Origin of the sequence: Pseudomonas sivasensis (assembly GCF_021391435.1) — a bacterium.
Classification (GTDB): domain Bacteria; phylum Pseudomonadota; class Gammaproteobacteria; order Pseudomonadales; family Pseudomonadaceae; genus Aquipseudomonas; species Aquipseudomonas sivasensis.
Window position 1 is genome coordinate 2,511,045 of sequence record NZ_CP090029.1, and the last position, 18,173, is coordinate 2,529,217.

General features: G+C 63.7%; 5 protein-coding genes. All 5 read left to right on the forward strand.

The annotated features are described in order from the left end of the window. Positions 1-154: 154 nt before the first annotated feature. The 5 genes from LRO94_RS11480 to LRO94_RS11500 all read left to right on the forward strand — a co-directional run bounded on the left by LRO94_RS11480 (position 155) and on the right by LRO94_RS11500 (position 18,170). Positions 155-12,670, forward strand: coding sequence for a filamentous haemagglutinin family protein (locus LRO94_RS11480; RefSeq protein WP_179179194.1), 12,516 nt, complete (start codon positions 155-157; stop codon positions 12,668-12,670). Between the two features lie 1,002 nt (positions 12,671-13,672). Further along, complete coding sequence (locus tag LRO94_RS11485) at positions 13,673-14,266, forward strand: transposase (RefSeq protein ID WP_032885396.1); 594 nt, start codon at positions 13,673-13,675, stop codon at positions 14,264-14,266. Between the two features lie 59 nt (positions 14,267-14,325). Then, positions 14,326-15,909 carry a ShlB/FhaC/HecB family hemolysin secretion/activation protein gene (locus LRO94_RS11490; protein WP_179179193.1) on the forward strand — a complete coding sequence of 528 codons (1,584 nt, stop codon included), beginning with the start codon at positions 14,326-14,328 and terminating at the stop codon, positions 15,907-15,909. A 24-nt stretch (positions 15,910-15,933) separates the two neighbouring features. Then, the gene (locus tag LRO94_RS11495) at positions 15,934-17,733 is read left to right on the forward strand and encodes a DUF2341 domain-containing protein (RefSeq protein ID WP_095185992.1); all 1,800 of its coding nucleotides are present in this window, start codon (positions 15,934-15,936) and stop codon (positions 17,731-17,733) included. Between the two features lie 11 nt (positions 17,734-17,744). Then, positions 17,745-18,170: an ExbD/TolR family protein gene (locus tag LRO94_RS11500; RefSeq protein WP_016980095.1), complete on the forward strand. Its 426-nt coding sequence runs from the start codon at positions 17,745-17,747 to the stop codon at positions 18,168-18,170. The last annotated feature ends 3 nt before the right edge of the window (positions 18,171-18,173 follow it).

Below are 18,173 nucleotides of genomic sequence, written 5' to 3' on the forward strand. Positions count from 1 at the left end.
TCAGCAACGGCCTGTGCCGTTGCTGATTTTTTTGCGTTAGCAGCCCTTTATGAACTTTGCATGACAGAAGTTCAGTCCCGCCCCTCGCCAACCGCCTAACCCTCATACGTGAGCCTGTCTTGCTCCTGGCGATTACAAAGAAGGAAGATTCCCGATGGTCCGCTGCAAACCCACGCTCAAGCTGAATGCCCAGGGCTCGCACGCCCAGACTGTGTTGCGCCTCAAGCCTCTGGCTCAGGTCATTGCCTTGTTGGTGGTGGCGGGCAATGCCCATGCGGCGACGGCGTTCAGCCCAGCGTGGTTCGCGGCCAAGGGGGCGACCCAGGCGACGACGGCGGCGCGGATCAATGCGGGACAGATGCCGTCGGTGCCGACGCTGAACCAGCAGGCGCGGGTCAACCAGCAGTTGGCGCGGTCCATCAGCACGCTCAACACCACGGTCGCGGCGATTGCGGCGCAGCAGGCGGTGCAGGCGGCCGGTCGGCAGGCGGCGTTCGGTCAGGTCTCGACGATTCCCGATGGCCTCGGCAAGGGCGGCTTGCAGGTGGACAACAGCCTGACCCAGGGCTGGACCAATGCCAAGGCGCCGACCCAGACCCAGGCGGGCGGCATGACCACGGTGAGCATTGAGCAGACCGCCGACAAGGCGATCCTCAACTGGGAGACATTCAACGTCGGGCGCAACACCACGGTGGATTTCCAGCAGCAGTCCACCTGGGCAGTGCTCAACCGCGTCAATGACCCTGAGGCACGCCCCAGCGAAATCCAGGGCAAGATTCAGGGCGCGGGCACGGTGATGATCATGAACCGTAACGGCGTGGTCTTCAGCGGCACCAGCCAGGTCAATGTGCGCAACCTGGTGGCGGCTGCCGCGACGATCACCGATGACCAGTTCATCCAGCGCGGCCTTTATGTCGACACCAATGGCACTCAACCGACGTTCACCGATGCGGCGGGCAAGGTCGAGGTGCAGCGCGGTGCGTTGATCCAGACCCACAACGCCGCCACCTCCACCGACGCGGGCGGCTATGCCTTGCTACTCGGCACCGAAGTGGAAAACGCCGGCACGATCATCACCGCCAAGGGCCAGACCACCCTGGCGGCCGGTGACAGTTTTTATATTCGCAAAGGGGTGGGCACGGCGGGCAACGAGCGTTCCACCACCCGTGGCAATGAAGTCGCCGCCAGCCTTAAGCCGGGCAGCAGCGCAGGCAAGGTGATCAACAACGGCCTGATCATGGCCTCCACCGGCGACGTCACCCTGACCGGGCACCAGGTTCAGCAAAACGGCGTGGTCCTGGCCAGCACTTCGGTGGACACCCGCGGCTCCATTCACTTGCTCAACTCGGCCAGCGACACCGGCGGCAGCGTCACCCTGGGGGAGGGCAGCACCACTGCAATCCTGTTGGACGCCAGTGGCAGCACCGCCCTCAACAGCCAGAAAGACAACGGCCTGATCAAGCTCGACGGCACGCCGGCCAACCTGATCACGGGGCAGTTCAACCACCTCAGCGCCGTGGCCGACCGCACTGACCAGTCGCGTATCGAGATCGTCAGCGGTGGCACCGTGGACTTCCAGAAAGGCTCGATCACCCTCGCCACCGGCGGCCAGGTCGCGGTCAGCGCCGGTCAACGCAGCCTGGTGCGCGATGGCGCGATGATCGACGTGTCGGGCGCCGTGGGCGTCAAGGTGTCGATGGAAGCCAACAACATCAAGATCAACGTACAGGGCAACGAGCAGCGGGATGCGCCGATCAACCGCGACAATGGGCAACTGATCAATAACGACGTGTGGGTCGACTTACGCGACCTGGTGTTTGTCCCGGCCGGCACCAACGGCTACGCCACCGATCGCTGGTACACCGCCGGTGGTCTGCTGGAAGTCGGCGGTTACCTCGGCACCCAGGGCCATTCGGTGGGCGAGTGGATGGCCCAGGGCGGCACCGTGACCTTTACCGGCAAAGATGTCGTGACCCAGCAGGGCGCGCAGATCAACTTGTCGGGCGGCACCGTGGATGTGCAAGGGGGCTATATCCGGCAAACCTGGCTCAAGGGCCCGGATCGACGGTTGTACGAGTTGTCCAAAGCACCCGGCGACATTCTTTATTCCGGTATCTACAAGGGCTATGAAGACACCAGTGTTCGCTGGGGCCAGACCGAGTACTACTACAACCCGATGATTGCTCCGCAGGGCCGTAACGAGGCCGGTTATACCGTGGGCCGTGACGCCGGCAAGTTGGTGGTCAGCACCGCCAGCGCAGTGCTGGAAGGCCAGATGATCAGCGCGGTGTTCCAGGGTGATCGCCAGACCCAGGCGCCGAACATCAACCTGGACGGTTACCAGCAATCCCAAAAAGCCATGGCCCAGCTCGCGCAGTTGATCATTGGCCAGTACACGCCGATCTACAACAAGACCACCGGCACCTTGCGCTACGCCTTGGGGGCGAACGCCGACGAGGTGTCGATCGAAGGCAGCCTGGAAAAAATCGCCGATGGCCTGGACCTCGCCACCGCGTTGCCCCAGGACCGCCAGGGCAAAATCCTGCTCGACAGCGAGCAGCTCAGTGGCAACCCGTTGGGCGCGATCAAGGTCGCGGCCAGGCAGCAGGTGACCGTCAATGGCGCGCTCAGCGTGGCCGACGGCGGCGACATCACCCTGTTCGGGCCGAGGGTTGATATCAACGCCAACCTGACAGCCCTGGGTGGCAGCATCAATGCGGGCAACATCCTCAGCCAGGTCAACCCGCTGAAAGCGGGCGAGGTCGAAGACACGACCCTGGCCGGTGGTTCGAGTGTGAATGTCGCGGCCGGCGTCAAGCTCGACGCCCGTGGCCGCTGGAACAACCTACTGCTCGACCCGACCAACAGCACCGGCGTGGCGTATGTCAACGGCGGCAAGGTCTCGTTGCGCAGTTCGAACAACGTCAACCTGGCGGCCGGCAGTGTGGTGGATGTGTCCTCCGGTGCGACCCTCGGCGTCGACGGCAAGCTCACCGGCGGCAAGGGCGGCAGTGTGACCCTGGGCGCCCTCGGCGCCTTGGCGTTGGAGGGCGAGGTGCGCGGCTTTGGCGTGAGTGGCGGCGGCACCCTGGCCTTGCAGGCACGCAAGGTGCAGATCGGCAACAGCGCGGCTGCGGTGGACAGCGACACCCTGAAACTGGCTGGCGACTTCTTCAATAAGGGTTTTTCGGCCTACGACATCACCGGCAACGAAGGGCTGATCGTCACCGACGGTACGCAAGTGGATGTGAGCCTGCCGACCTATCGTTTGGGCGCCCAAGCGTCCACCACGCCAACGGGCAGCGATCCCGGCACGGCCTTGGAGCAATGGACGCCGCCCCTGTACCAGGAGGACGCGACCAAGGGCGTGCTGACCCAACGCCGTGGCGCCGGTTTGAGCCTCACCGCCGGCACGGTCTACGCCACGGCTGCGCAACTGGCGAGCACTGCCCTGACCGTGGGCCACGGCGCGGTGATCAACGTCGATCCCAGCCAGGCCATCAAGCTGCGCAGCATCGGTCAATTGACCCTGGACGGTACGCTCAATGCCTGGGGCGGCAGCGTCAGCCTGGGCGGTGTGACCACCGGCGCCTCGGAGGCGGTGAACGCCATCGGCCATGACCGCTCGATCTGGATTGGCGAACAGGCGTTGATCGACGTGGCGGCGCGGGCGGCCACGGCGGTGGACTACCGTGGCCGCACTTACGGCGTGGTGCGCGACGGCGGCACTATCAACATTGGCGGCTCGCTTGACCTGAACACCGGCCTTGCAACGGCCAGCGACATGTTCGTGGTCGTGCGCGACGGTGCGCGCCTGGACGCGTCCGGCACCCAGGCCTTGCTGAATATTCCAGGGCAGGGCGCGGTGCAGGTCGCCAGTAACGGCGGCAGCATCAGCCTGGCCTCCAACAATGGCCTGTACCTGGATGGCAGCCTGGTCGCCAAGGCCGGTGGCGCCGGCGCGGCGGGCGGTAGCCTTAACCTGGCGCTGGAGAGCCCGTACTACCAGAAAGCCGGGGTCACCGATCGGGTGCTCAAGGTCCGTGACCTGGTGTTGAGCCAGGTGCACCAACCGACCGCGCTGGGCGAAAGCCTGGAGTACGGGCATGGCCGCCTGGGCGTGGATCAAGTCACTGCTGGCGGCTTCGATAACCTCGCGCTGTTGAGCAATGGCTTATTGAGCTTTGACGGTGATGTGAGCCTGGACATGGGCCAGAGCCTGCGTCTTTACAGCCGTGGTTATGGCCTCAGTGAAAACGCGGCAGGCAACTCACGTATCAACCTGACGGCGCCGCACCTGTTGCTGGCGGGCTACCTTGCGCCTCCCGAGACGGGCAAGGATTTATACGTGCGTCCGGTGCCGGTGTTGCCGGTGCCATCCCAGCGTGCAACCGAGGCGCAGTTCAATGCCGACGGCGACCTCGTGGAAGTGCGCGGTAATGTGATCTTCGGCAATCGCAGCAGCCTGTACGGCGCCGACAATAGCCTGGCGAGCCTTGAGCGCCGTGGCTTCGACCAGGTCAACCTGACCAGCCAGGGCGATCTGCGCTTTCTGGTGGGCGCCTCCGCGAACGACATCATCACCGGTGTCAGTACCCAGTTACTGACCCAGGGCGACATGACCCTGCGGGCGGCGCAGGTGTACCCGAGCACGGAAGTCAGTGCCCGTGTCATCGCCGGTTACCTGGGCGAGTCATCGGCTGTGCAGGGCCTGACGTTTGACCCTTTACGCACGTTGACCATTGGCCGCGTCGGCAGCACGGACGCGCCCCTGCCGTATTCGGCGTTCGGACGCCTGCAACTGGGCGCTGCCACCGTCAAGCAAGGCGGTGTGGTGCGCGCGCCATTGGGCCTGATCGATATCGGCAGCATGGGTAGCAGCCTGGTGCAATTGCTGCCGGGCAGCGTCACCTCGGTGAGCGGCAAGGGCCTGGTGTTGCCTTATGGCGGCACGCTGGACGGGCAGGTTTACAAGTACAACGGCAAGACGGTGACATTCCTCGGCCAAGGCGGGCTGGCCAATACCAACAGCGACTTGAGCGTGGGCGTCATTCTGGGCGGCCAGTCGGTTGCGGTGCAGCCGGATGCCATCCTGGACCTGTCGGGCGGTGGCGAGTTACTCGGCGCCGGGTTTGTTTCCGGGCGCGGCGGTTCCACGGATGCGCGTTACAACCCGCTGGTGCAATTTGGTGCCAACGGCGGGTTTGTGTTGCCGGGGCTGTCCACCAACCCGATCTACGCCATCGTGCCGGGCGTGCAACCCGGCGTAGCGCCGGTGGCTGCGGAGGGCGGTGCCGTGGCGCCGCTGGTTGGCCAGCAGGTCACCATCGGCGCGGGTGTGCCAGGGTTGCCGGCAGGCACCTATACCTTGATGCCGTCGACGTATGCCTTGATGCCCGGCGCCTATCGCGTGGAGATCAATGGCCTGGCCGGAGTCGGCAGCGACGCCGCGACCACCTTGATGCGCAATGGCTCGTGGGCCACGGCCGGGCAGCTGTCGATTGCCCACACCGGGATCCGCAACAGCACTGCCAGCCAGTTGATCCTGACTTCGGCGGACACCCTGCGCCGTTATTCCCAATACAACGAAACCAGTTACGCCCAATTCGCCAAAGCCGATGCGGCCAGGTTAGGCGTACCGCGCCCCATGCTGGAAGCCGACGCCAAGACCCTGAAACTGGCACTGCGCCCCGGCCAGGGGGCCGACGCATTCTCCTTCGAGGGTATCGGACGTTTTGATGCCGCGACGGGAGGCTATGGCGGTACGGTAGCGGTACTGGACCCTGGCAAGCTCGGCATTGAAGTGATCGCGGCTGACGCTTCGGCTACCGCCGGTTTTTCCGGCATTACGCTTAAAGCCGACACCCTCAATGCCATCGGTGCTTCACGGCTGATGGTGGGGGGCATGACCATGGTGGAGTATGGCCAGTCGGGCAACTTCATAAGCCTGGCATCGGGTGTGAATGCCGCCGATAGCAACGTGACTTTACGTGCGGGCGCCACCCTTGCCGCGCCCGAAGTGTTCCTGGTGAGCAACACCGGCGCCATCGTGGTAGAGCAGGGCGCTTCGATCAACACCCTGGGGCGCGGTGCCGCCAGCTACGATGCCCGCGACGGTTTTATCTACCAGGTTGCCAATATGCTGGCGGTGTCCAACGGTTTGCTGAACGTGGTGAGTGCCCCTCAAGTCGGTGGTGTGACCAGCGGTGGTATCAACATCGGCGCATGCAGCACGAGCGTCTGCACCGGCCAGACCGGGTTGTATTCCGATGGCAGCATCGTGGCCCTGACCGACAGCACCTTCCAACTGGGCGACCAGGTGCGCTATGGCACTCGTCACCTCAACCTGGGCGTGAGCACCATCAACCTGGGCAGCGTCGAAGCCCTCGCCGCGGCGGCTGCCGCAAACCGCTTGCCAGCCGGCCTGACCCTGAACCAGGCGCTGCTCGACCGCCTGCTGCGCGGCGACACGCAATTAGGCGCACCGGCCCTGGAGACCCTGCAGTTGTCGGCGCGTGACGGTTTTAACTTCTACGGCAGCGCCAGCCTCGACACCTATGACCCGCTGACCGGCAAGTCGCTGCTGAGCAACCTGATGCTGTCCACCCCGTCCATCTACGGCGCCGGTGGTGCCAGCGATGTCGCGACCATTCACACCGCTAACCTGATTTGGCTGGGTGCTACTAACGCCCCCGGCGCGGTGGTGGCAGGCGGCGCAGGCACTGGCAGTGGGCGCCTGGATATCAATGCCGAGCGCATCGAGTTTGGCTATGGCGAATTTGGCCAGCCCAGCACTGTAAAAAGCTTCGACCGCCTGGCCCTGGGCTTTGCCAACGTTGCTCTCAACGCCAGCGAGCGCATCACCGCCAACCACAAGGGCAGCTTGTCGGTGTACCAGCGCCAGGGCGCCTATGACCCGGTCAGCGGCTTCCAGTACAGCGGCGGCAACTTGACCATTCGCACCCCGCTGATGACCGGTGAGGCCGGCTCGGTGAACACGATCAAAGCCGGCGGTGCGATCGATATCGGCGCCTCGGCAGGCCCCCGTGGCAACGCCAGCGGCCAGGGTGCCGCACTGTCCCTGCAAGGCGACAGCATCCGCGTGGCCAGTGCGGTGGTGTTGCCCAGCGGTAAAGTCAGCCTCAGTGCCCGTGGCGATGTGGTGTTGACCGACGACGCGCTGATTGACGTGGCCGGTCGTGGGATCACCTTCAACGATGTGACCCAATACGGGTGGGGCGGCGATGTGCTGCTCGACAGCCGCAGCGGCAATATCCTGCAGGCGGCGGGCTCGATCATCGACCTCTCCGCCAAGCACAACCAAGCCGGCAAGTTGCGTGCGGTGGCCACGGATGCGGCGGGTGGAATCGTCGATCTGCAGGGCAAGATCCTCGGCAGCAGCAGTGGTTACTACAACGCCGGTGGCACCTCTATGCCGCAACCAGCCGGAACCGTGGAGATCCAGGCGCAGCGCCTGGGCAGCAGCGGCTCCCTGGACCAGCAGTTTGCCGACCTCAACCAACGCCTGAACCAGGGCGAAGTGTTCGGTGCGCGCAGCTTTCAGCTCAAGCGGGGCGACCTGACCATCGGCAATGGGCTCAAGGCCGGCACCGTCAGCGTGTCCGTGGACAACGGCAGCCTGCGCGTGACCGGCCTGGTGGACGCCAGCGGTGAGCGCGTCGGCAGTATCAACCTGGCCGGCAAGAACGGCCTGACCCTGGACAGCACAGCCGTTCTCGACGCCCACGGCAGCAAGCTGCGCGTGGACAGCTACGGCAAGATCATCGACTCGCCGAACCGCGCCACGGTGGTGCTGGGCTCCGGCAGCGGCCAACTGACCCTCGCCGACGGCGTACGCATCGACCTGCGCCACGGTACCGGCGCGGCTGCTGGTAATGACGGACGCAATCGCGGCACCCTGGAACTGAATGCACCACGGTTGGCAGGCAATGACGTGGCGATCGACGCCAGTGGACGCTTGACCATTCAGGGCGCGCGCTCGATCACCCTCAACGGCATGGCGACCTACGACGATGCACCCGAAAAAAGCGATCCGACCGCCAGTGGCAGGCCGTATCAGGAAATCACCCAAGGTTATCTGGATGCAAAACACGCCTTGAGCGAGGCCTTCATCAATGCCGCCCTGCTCAATACGAACTTGCTGGATAACAAGCTCGCCGGCTTGAATAACGCGACCTACGCCGACGCTTTCCACCTGCGCCCCGGTGTGGAAATCGTCAGCAAGACCCCGGACGGCGACCTGGTGGTCCAGGGCGACCTGGACTTGTCCGGTTATCGCTATGCCAGCCTCAACCCCAACAGCCAGAAGAACAATGCCGTCTACGGCTCCGGCGAGTCCGGCAGCCTGACGCTGCGCGCCGGTGGGGACTTGAACATCTACGGCAGCATCAACGATGGCTTCGCCAAACCACCGGTGTCCGAGGATGACAAAGGCTGGGTGCTGCTGCCCGGTGTGGACTTCAGCGGCGGCACCATCGTGGTGCCGGGCAACGGTGTGACCCTGGCGGATGGTACGGCCTTTCCGGCGGGCAGCACGCTCAACTACGACCTGCCGATCAAAGGCCTGACGGTCGCCGCCGGCACCCGTTTGCCAGTGGCCGCGACCTTGGGCCAGGACCTGGTTCTGCCGGCGGGCAGCGTATTGGCGGCGGACGTGCGTGATGCCGGGGGCAACCTGTTGTTTGCCGCCGGTACGTTGCTCGCCGAGGCGCACACCCTGGTGGCGGGCACGCAATTGGGCGCCGGGACACTGTTGACCCAAGGCACCCGTCTGCAAGACATGATCTGGCCCAAAGGTGTACCGCTGCCGACGGTGCACGGGGCGAACCTGGCCAATAACATCGTGCAACTGAGTGGCAGCAAAGCCCTGCCGAAGGGCGCGCTGATCCCCGCCGGCACCGATGTGAAGTTGCCCAACGGGGCTGCCTCGGTGCAGTTGCGGGTTGGGGTGTCTGGCGACGCCGGTCAGGTGTGGGCCATCTCGCCGATGCTGGCCGAAGGCACCCAATCGTGGTCGTTGCGCCTGGTGGCGGGTGCCGACACCGAGGCCGCGGACAGCCGTCTGCTGCAAGCCCATCCGCGCAGCGGCGATATTCATCTGGCCGACAATCACTACGGCATGTATGCCAAGGAATTGCCGAGCAAAGGCGTTCAGACCTGGACGGCCGAAGCGGTGGCGGTGCTGACCGAGGCTGGGTTGGACATCAAAGAGGGCGACCCCATCGACCAGCAATTGCTCGATGACTTGAGCCTGGGGTCGATCGAGGATTTCTGCGCCGGCGCGCCGGAGTATTGCGCGATCAAAGTGACCTACGTGTGGACGCAGCAAGCGGCTGACGATCTGTTGAACCAGTCCGGTGTGATCATCCCCGTGGGCGCGGTGATCACCAATGAGTTCCTCGCCAGCCTGGAGCTGCCTACGGTGGATGAAGTCTGCGCCCTGGCTCCCGAATATTGCGCGGCCCAGAGCACGACCGAATACGGGGCGACGCCTTCGAGTACACGCTTCAGTGTGATCCGCACCGGCCGCGGCGACCTGGAGTTGTTGAGTGCGGGCAACCTGAGCATGGATTCGCTGTACGGCGTGTACACCGCCGGTACTTCATCGACCGGCACGTTTGCGGGTGACCCGTACAACCAGCCCAACGCTCAACCGTCCGGCGCTGTGCTGAACGATCCGGGAAGCTACTTTGAGCAATTCGTCAACGGCTCACCCACCAGCCGCTACCGGGCCTGGTACCCGGAGGCCGGGGGCAATCTGACCCTGAATGTCGGCGGTGACCTGACCGGTAATATCACCAGCACTGCGACCAGCAATGCGCGTCCCAACCCCAAGGACGCCGGAGTGGACTCGGCCGCAGTCGGCAACTGGCTGTGGCGCCAGGGCAGTGGTGACGTGGCTACGGGCGGGCAAGCTCAACCCACCGCCTGGTGGATCAATTTCGGCAGTTACACCGCGACCACGGCGGCGGACAAAATGCTTGGCTTCACCGGCTTCGGCACCTTGGGTGGCGGCAATCTGGACGTGAACGTGGTCGGTGATGCCGGGGTCTTGGATACCTTGGGCTATGGCTTCAACAACACCACTGTAAACCCCCACAGTCAGGGCCTGGCCCTGGCGGTCGGCAGCACGGGGCGGATCGCCAGCGATGGCACCCAGCAGTTGACCGGCGGCGGCGATTTGCGCGTGCGCATCGGTGGGGCGCTGAACCCGGCCAGCGTGGCCGCGACTGCGGACCATCGTGATGGTGTGCTGGTCAACCTGCGCGGCGATGTGCAACTGCGCAGCACCAGCGTGGGCAGCGTCGACATGCTCTACGGCAGCATCGCTCCCACCCAGAGCCCGGGCGAAACCCGCGCGTTCGACCCATTGGTCGCGACCCGTGGCGTTGCCCGTGGTGGCATGACCCTGGTGCCCGGTGATGCCACGTTCAACCTGCAGACCCTGGGCGATTTGGTGGTGCAAAACGTCGAAGACCCGGGCCGGGTACAGCTTTCGCACGTATCACCCTTTGCCCAAGGCGCGAAAGTCGGCAGCGGTTCAAGCTGGTTTACGTTGTGGACTAAAGACACCGCGATTGATCTGTTTTCACTGGGCGGCAACCTCACACCCTTCACCCGCTCCGAAGCGACGGCCGACCTGGCGGTGGTCTACCCGTCCATCCTTAACGCTACCGCAGCGGGCGGCAGCCTGTATTACGGTAAAGCCGCGCAGACGCAGACCAACGGTGACAGCGCCTACAGTTATCCCTTGCTGTTGGCGCCTGGGGAAAACGGCCAGTTGCAGTTCCTTGCCCAAGACTCGATCTACGCCGGCGGCATGCCGGTTAGCCAGTCCGGCACGGCGAACAGTGCGATGGCGACGCCGTGGAATCCTGCGTACCAAGGCCGGGTTGGCAACGCCGTGGTCGCCAGCAACCTGTCGGTCACGGGTAACGCGGGCAACCTCTCATTGTTCGCATTCGGGTCTGGCACCACAGCCGCTTCATCTGCGGGCAGTGCTGAACCGGCGCGGTTTTATGCGATGGACGGCGACCTTGTCGGGGTGAGCAGTGGTCGGATAATCACGTTCCAGAAGACACCCGGGTCAGTGCATGAAGGTGAGACCTGGTATGAAGGGAATGGCGCGGTCCGCATGATGGCCGGGCGGGATATCGTCAGCAGTGGTCGTACCTTTGGCACTGATGGTTTTACCGTCGCGTCGCCAAGCGACAATCTGTTCATTCATAAAAACACTCAGGACATCTCCATCGTGTCTGCCGGGCGCGACATTCTCTACAGCAACTTCCAGGTAGCCGGCCCCGGCCTGCTGGAAGTGTCGGCCGGGCGCAATATCCTGCTGACAGGCACGGGCGGCGAGCACAGCGTGACCAGCCTCGGCGCGGTGTTGCCGGGCGACAACCGCCCTGGCGCGAGCATCGTCATGCAGGCCGGTGTCGGCGCCACCGGACCGGATTACCAACGGTTCGTCGAGAGCTACCTGAACCCGCTCAACCAGGCACAAACGGGCGAGTCCTTGCAGGGCGGCAAAGTGGCCAAGACCTACGAGGACGAACTGGCCACCTGGCTGGCCGAGCGCTTCGGGTTTGCCGGCGACAGCGAGCAGGCCCGCGCTTACTACGCTGCATTACCCGCTGAGCAACAACGGGTGTTTGCCCGTGACGTGTATTTTGCCGAACTCAAGGCCGCTGGCCGCGAGTACAACCAGGACGGCGGCGTCCGCGAGGGCAGCTACCTGCGTGGCCGTGCGGCGATCGCGGCGTTGTTCCCGACCAGGGACGTGGCCGGCAACCCGATCACTTACCAGGGCGACATCACACTGTTCAACGGCTCGGGCGTGCACACCAATGCCGGTGGGTCGATCCAGATGCTCACCCCCGGCGGCGGCCAGACCTTCGGCATCGAAGGCGCGGCGCCACCGTCCACGGCGGGTGTGATCACCCAGGGTGCCGGTGACATTCAGCTGTATTCCATGGGCAGCATCCTCTTGGGGCAGAGCCGCATCATGACCACCTTTGGCGGCTCGATCATGGGGTGGACCGCCGAGGGCGACATTAACGCCGGTCGCGGCTCCAAGACCACCGTGGTGTACACACCGCCCAAGCGTGTTTATGACAACTGGGGCAACGTGGGCCTGTCGCCGTCGGTGCCGAGCACCGGTGCTGGGATTGCCACGCTGAACCCGATCCCGGAAGTACCGGCGGGAGACATCGACCTGATCGCGCCGTTGGGCACCATCGATGCGGGCGAGGCGGGGATTCGGGTGTCGGGTAACGTCAACATCGCGGCCTTGCGGGTGGTGAACGCGGCGAATATCCAGTCCCAGGGCAAATCGTCTGGGGTGCCTGTAACGGCCTCTGTCAATACCGGCGCCATGAGCTCGGCCAGCGCGGCGGGGGCAGCGGCCTCCCAGGCGGCGGAAGATGCGGCGCGCAGTCAGCAGGCGGCGGCCAAGCAGGGCAGGGCTTCGATCGTGACGGTGGAAGTGCTCGGGTTTGGGACTGAGCCGGTGCAGCGTGGGGTTGAAGAGGGGCAGAAGACGTCGGGGTATAACCCCAACAGCCCGGTGCAGGTGCTGGGCGCGGGGCCGCTGAGTGAACAGGCGCGGGCGCGGTTGACGGACGAGGAGAGGAAGCAGATTTCGTTGTAGTTGGGTTGGTAGGGCCTCTCGTTGGACTTTTGGGGTGATCTTTGATTGCCCCGTTTTTTTTTTGCTCGTGTACATATCCGTTATTTGGGTAACGGCGGCTTAGGGTTCCGCTCTTACAGCGGGTCACTTTTGTAAAGGCACAAAAGTAACCAAAAAGCCTTCGCCCCACCACTCGGTGCCTCGCCTAGGCTCGGCATGCCCGTAATCCGACATTGATTTGGGGGGCCGCCGCCACGCGCCATCCATGGCGCAGGGCGGCTAAACCGGCATCCCTGCCGGTTTACCCCCCAAATCAACGTCGAATTCCGGCCATCGTGGTTGACTGGGCGATTTCAGATCAAAAGCAAGAGCGCGGCGGCCTTAGAGCCGACCGGGTTCTCAGGTCGACCTCATTTCAAATGTGGGAGGGGGCTTGCTCCCGATGAGGGTGTGTCAGTTGATGCAGCTGTGACTGACCCACTGCCATCGGGAGCAAGCCCCCTCCCACAGTTTGATCTCCATAGATCAGACAGATAGGTTCTAGCCTGCTGTCCTGCTGTCCTGCTGTCCTGCTTTTGATCTGCGCTTTTGATCTTGATCTCAGGCGCCCCGTCAAACACGCTGGCCGCACGCAGGCTTGAATCCGTGGGTAACCCGGCAGGACGCCGGGTTAGCCGCGCTGGGCCATGGATGGCCCATCGCGGCGGCCCACGGATTCAAGCCGGAGTGCGGGCACACCGAGCCTAGGCGAGGTGCCGAGTGTTGGGGCGAGAGCCTTTTGCTTACTTTTGGGCTCTTCCAAAAGTGAGTCGCTGTAAGAGCGAAACCCTAAGCGGCCGTTACCCAAATAACGGATATGTACTCCCCCCACCACCCCAAAAAAAACCCAAAAAATGAAGCTTTCATGACAAAAGTTCGGTAGCCAACCCTTGCCCCCGTCTCTCCTGTGTAACGCGCTCAAGAACACCACGAAGGTGTTCTTAAAGCCGCCAGCAGGACGCCAGGAGTGGGGCAATGGGATCTATGGAACGTTATTCAAAAGTCGGCATGCAGGAGCTCGACCAGCGCCTGTCAAAGATCGTCGAAGCCGCGCGCAAGAAGCCGGTGTCGGTCTATCGCTATGGCGCACCCTGGGTATGGATCGTCTCCCAGGACGATTGGCAGGGCGCCGTGAAGGAAGTCTCCAGCTACATCCCCGCAGGCCATTCCCTGGTGCTACTGCGCCCGCAGATCGACGACGTCCTCGACCAGCACCGCGACTGGCTGGTGGCCGAGCCCTCGATGTTGATCGCACCGCAGACCGTGCTGCAGATCCTGCTGCTGCAACTGCTGTACTCGGTGCCCAGCGAACAACAACTGCACGAACAACTCAACTACAACCTGCTGTTCCGCTGGTTCGTCGGCCTGGACCTGAACCAGAAGGTCTGGAGCATTCACGTACTCACCCGCGATATCGCCACGCTGCTCAACAACCCTCGTGCGGTACAGCTCATCCAGAAAATCATTGGTGACGTGTTTTGTGGCGCCTTGCTGCACATGCCGGAGTTCTCGCTGAACTTCGCCTTGCTGCACACCTGGCTGGCACGCCACGGCAACACCTCGATCGCCAGCAATTGAGCCGGCCGAACGCCGTGCCAGTGGCGGCGGCGAACACTTATAGAACGTCAGGGGGCGGTGTGGAGCATCTGTTCAAATCAACACTGGTGCTGTGCTGCTTGGCGCTGGGGGCCATGGCCCAACCCGCGCTGGCGGAGGACGCAGCGCCGGCACGCAAAGTGGACGTCAACGAGTACTTCGTGCGTGGCAATACCGTGCTTGATGCGGCCACCATCGAGGAGGCGGTGTACCCGTTCCTGGGCCCGCAAAAGACCCTCGACGATATCGAAGGCGCCCGGGACGCCTTGCAGAAGATCTACCAGGCGCGCGGTTACCAGTCGGTGTTTGTCGAGTTGCCGGAGCAGAAGGTCGATGACGGCATCGTCTATCTGCAAGTCAGCGAAACCAAGGTCGGCCGGGTACGTGTGGTCGGCGCCAAGCATTACTCGCCGGTGGAAATCCGCGAGCAAGTGCCGGGCCTGGAGGAGGGCGCGGTGCCGGATTTTTCCACGGTGCAAACCCAGTTGGCCGGGCTCAATCGCAGCGCCGGGCGCCAGGTTACGCCGCTGGTGCGCGAAGGCCAGCGGCCCGGCACCATGGATGTGGATTTGCAGGTGGAAGACCAGAACCCCTGGCACGCCAGTATCGGCCTGAACAACGATTACAGCGCCGACACCGAGAAGCTGCGCTCGGTCGCGACACTGGGTTACGACAACCTGTGGCAACTGGGCCACAGCATCTCCCTGACCTACTTCACCGCACCCCAGGACACCGACAACGCCAAGGTCTGGTCAGGCGCTTACAGCGCGCCGCTGGATGAGCGCTGGACTTTGCAGTTCTCCGGTTACCAGTCCGACAGCAACATCGCCACCATCGGCGGCAGCAACGTACTCGGTAAGGGCCACTCCTATGGGGTGTCGGCGATTTACAACCTGCCGGCCGCCGGCAATTGGGCCAATTCTTTCTCGTTCGGTATCGACTTCAAAGACTTCGACGAGCAGATGAGATTCGGTTCCAGCAGCGATCAGGTGCCGCTCAAGTACGCGCCGTTCACCCTCGGCTACAACGGCTATCGCTACACCGAACAGTCCCAGTTGGGGTTGGGCCTGAACCTGGTGGTCGGCACCCGTGCGTTCTTTGGTTACGGCAGCGACGCCGAAGAGTTCGATTACAAACGCTACAAGGCCAGCGCCAGTTTTGCCGTGCTCAAGGGTGACCTGAATTACAGCTACACCTTCGCCAACGATTGGCAGTCGGCGTCCAAGGCCGGCTTCCAATTGGCCTCGGGGCCGCTGGTGTCCAACGAGCAGTATTCCGCCGGCGGCGCCACTTCGGTGCGCGGCTACCTGGCGGCCGAACGCACCGGCGACGAAGGCTTGCTGCTGTCCCAGGAGCTGCGCACGCCGTCCCTGGCCAAGTTCCTCGGCAGTTATGTGCAGGAGTGGCGCTTTTATGCGTTCGCCGAAGGCGCGCGCCTGCGTCTGCACGACCCGCTGCCCGAGCAAGAAGACGAATACAGCCTGGCCAGTGTCGGCCTGGGCACCCGCGCCAGTTTGAGCAAATGGTTGTCCGGCAGTCTGGATTGGGGCTACCCGCTGCTCGATGGACCGAACACCCAGAAACAGGATTCGCGACTGCACTTCAGTGTGCAGGCGACGTTCTGACTTTTTCTTCCGGAGACTTCACCCATGCAACGCCTATTTCTGAGCCTGATGATCTGCCTGGGCTTCGCGCTCCCGGCCACCGCCCACGCCTGGTGGCAGGACGATTGGCACTACCGCAAACAGATTTCGGTAGACACCACCGCCCAAGGCGCCGCGATCAATCAGGCCTTGGGCCGTACCGCACTGCTGGTGCGCTTGCACACCGGCAATTTCACCTTTGACGGGGTCAAGGACGACGGCGCCGACCTGCGCTTTGTGAGTGCCGATGACAAGACCGTGCTCAATCACCAGATCGAGAGCTTTGATCCGTTGATGGGCATGGCACTGATTTGGGTCGACGTGCCCAAGGTCGAAGGCGGCCAGCGCCAGGACATCTGGATGTACTACGGCAACCAGAAGGCCCCGGCCACCGCCAACGGCCAGCTGACGTTTGACCCGAATTACACCGCGCTCTATCACTTTGACGGCGCCAATGCCACGCCGCCACGGGACACCACGGCCTATGCCAACACGGCGCTGAACGCCACCGGCGCGAGCATCGACGGCGTAATCGGCCGCGCCTTGCAGTTTGGCGGTCAGCCGCTGTTGCTGCCGGCCAGCCCATCGCTGCAACACGCCGCCGGTGGGGCGTTCACCGTCAGCGCCTGGTTGCGTCTGGACCAGGCCAGTGGCGAACAAATCGTCCTGGCCCGTCGCGACGGTGCCCACAGCCTGTTGCTGGGCTTGAATCAAGGCATGCCGTTTGTGGAAATCGACGGCCAGCGCGCTGTCTCGACCCAGCCGTTGAACCCCGGCCAATGGCAGCACTTGGCGTTCACCGCCGAGGGTGAAAAAGTCGCGCTGTATGTGAATGGTCGCGAAACCGCCACGCTCGCCGTCGCATTGCCGGCCTTCAATTCCCAATTCGCCATCGGTGCCGACCTGCCGGAAGCAGGCAGTACGCACTTGCCGTTCGCTGGTGCGATGGATGAGCTGCGCTTGTCCAAAGTGGCGCGCCCGGCCGCGCTGTTGCTGGCTGATGCCAGTGCCCAGGGCGCCGAGTCGAAACTGGTGGCTTACGGGGTGGATGAAGAACAGTCGGGCATGGGCTTCGGCAGCCTGGGCTTTTTGCTCAATGCCGTGCCGGTGGATGCCTGGGTCATCATCCTGGTGCTGGTGGCGATGATGTTCCAATCGTGGGTGATCATGCTGCGCAAGAACCGTCAGGTCAGCCGTGTGAGCAGTGCCAACGAGGTGTTCCGCGAGCACTTCGCGCAGATCGGCACCCGTCTGGAAATGTACGCCGACGACGCACAACTGAGTGAGCGGCTGACCCATTCCTCGCTGTGGCGCCTGTATCTGGTGGCGGTCAAGGAGATCCGCACGCGCCGTGCCCAGGGCGCCGACACCTCATCGGTGTCTGCGGCCACCATCGAAGCGATCCGCTGTTCCATGGACGGCGTGCGCACCCGTGAGAACCAGGCCCTCAGTTCCAAACTCTCGACCTTGTCCAACGCCATTGCCGGCGGCCCGTACATCGGCCTGCTCGGTACGGTGCTGGGGATCATGGTGGTGTTCCTCGGCACGGCCATGGCCGGTGACGTCAACATCAACGCCATCGCCCCCGGTATGGCGGCCGCCTTGCTGGCCACGGCCATGGGCCTGTTCGTCGCGATCCCCGCGCTGTTTGGCTACAACCGCCTGATCACGCGCAACAAGGAAGTCAGCGCCGACATGCGGGTGTTCGTCGATGAGTTCATCACCCGCCTGGCGGAGATGCACGGCGAGAGCCAGCACAGTGAAGCCGCGCACCGTCGCGAACATCACGCATCGGTTCCGGCCTGAGGAGAATCGCCATGGCTTCCGTAAATACCTCCCACGACGATGACGATGATGCCGCTGTCGACAGCATCAACATCACGCCGCTGGTGGACGTGCTGATGGTGGTGTTGGTGATGTTCATCCTCACCGCCACCGCCCAGGTGTCGGGTATCCAGATTCACCTGCCCAAGGCCAGCGCTTCGGTGTCGTTGTCGGAGGCAAAGACCAAGGCCATTTCCGTCAATGACGGCGGCCAGGTGTTCCTCGACGCTTACCCGGTGACCCTCGGCGAGCTGGAAGAGCGCCTGCGCATCGAGAAAGCATTGAACCCGGATTTCCCGGTGATCGTGCGCGGCGACGCCATGGTGCAGTACCAGAAAGTGATCGAAGTGCTCGACCTGCTGCGCCGATTGGAGCTGTCCCAGGTCGGGTTGGTCACCGGCAAACCGAGCCAGGGCTGAGTC

Bases quoted from the DNA above. Each gene is read 5' to 3' on its own strand.
- LRO94_RS11480 (WP_179179194.1), top strand. From the start codon at position 155: ATGGTCCGCTGCAAACCCACGCTCAAGCTGAATGCCCAGGGCTCGCAC.
- LRO94_RS11485 (WP_032885396.1), top strand. From the start codon at position 13,673: ATGGAACGTTATTCAAAAGTCGGCATGCAGGAGCTCGACCAGCGCCTG.
- LRO94_RS11495 (WP_095185992.1), top strand. From the start codon at position 15,934: ATGCAACGCCTATTTCTGAGCCTGATGATCTGCCTGGGCTTCGCGCTC.
- LRO94_RS11500 (WP_016980095.1), top strand. From the start codon at position 17,745: ATGGCTTCCGTAAATACCTCCCACGACGATGACGATGATGCCGCTGTC.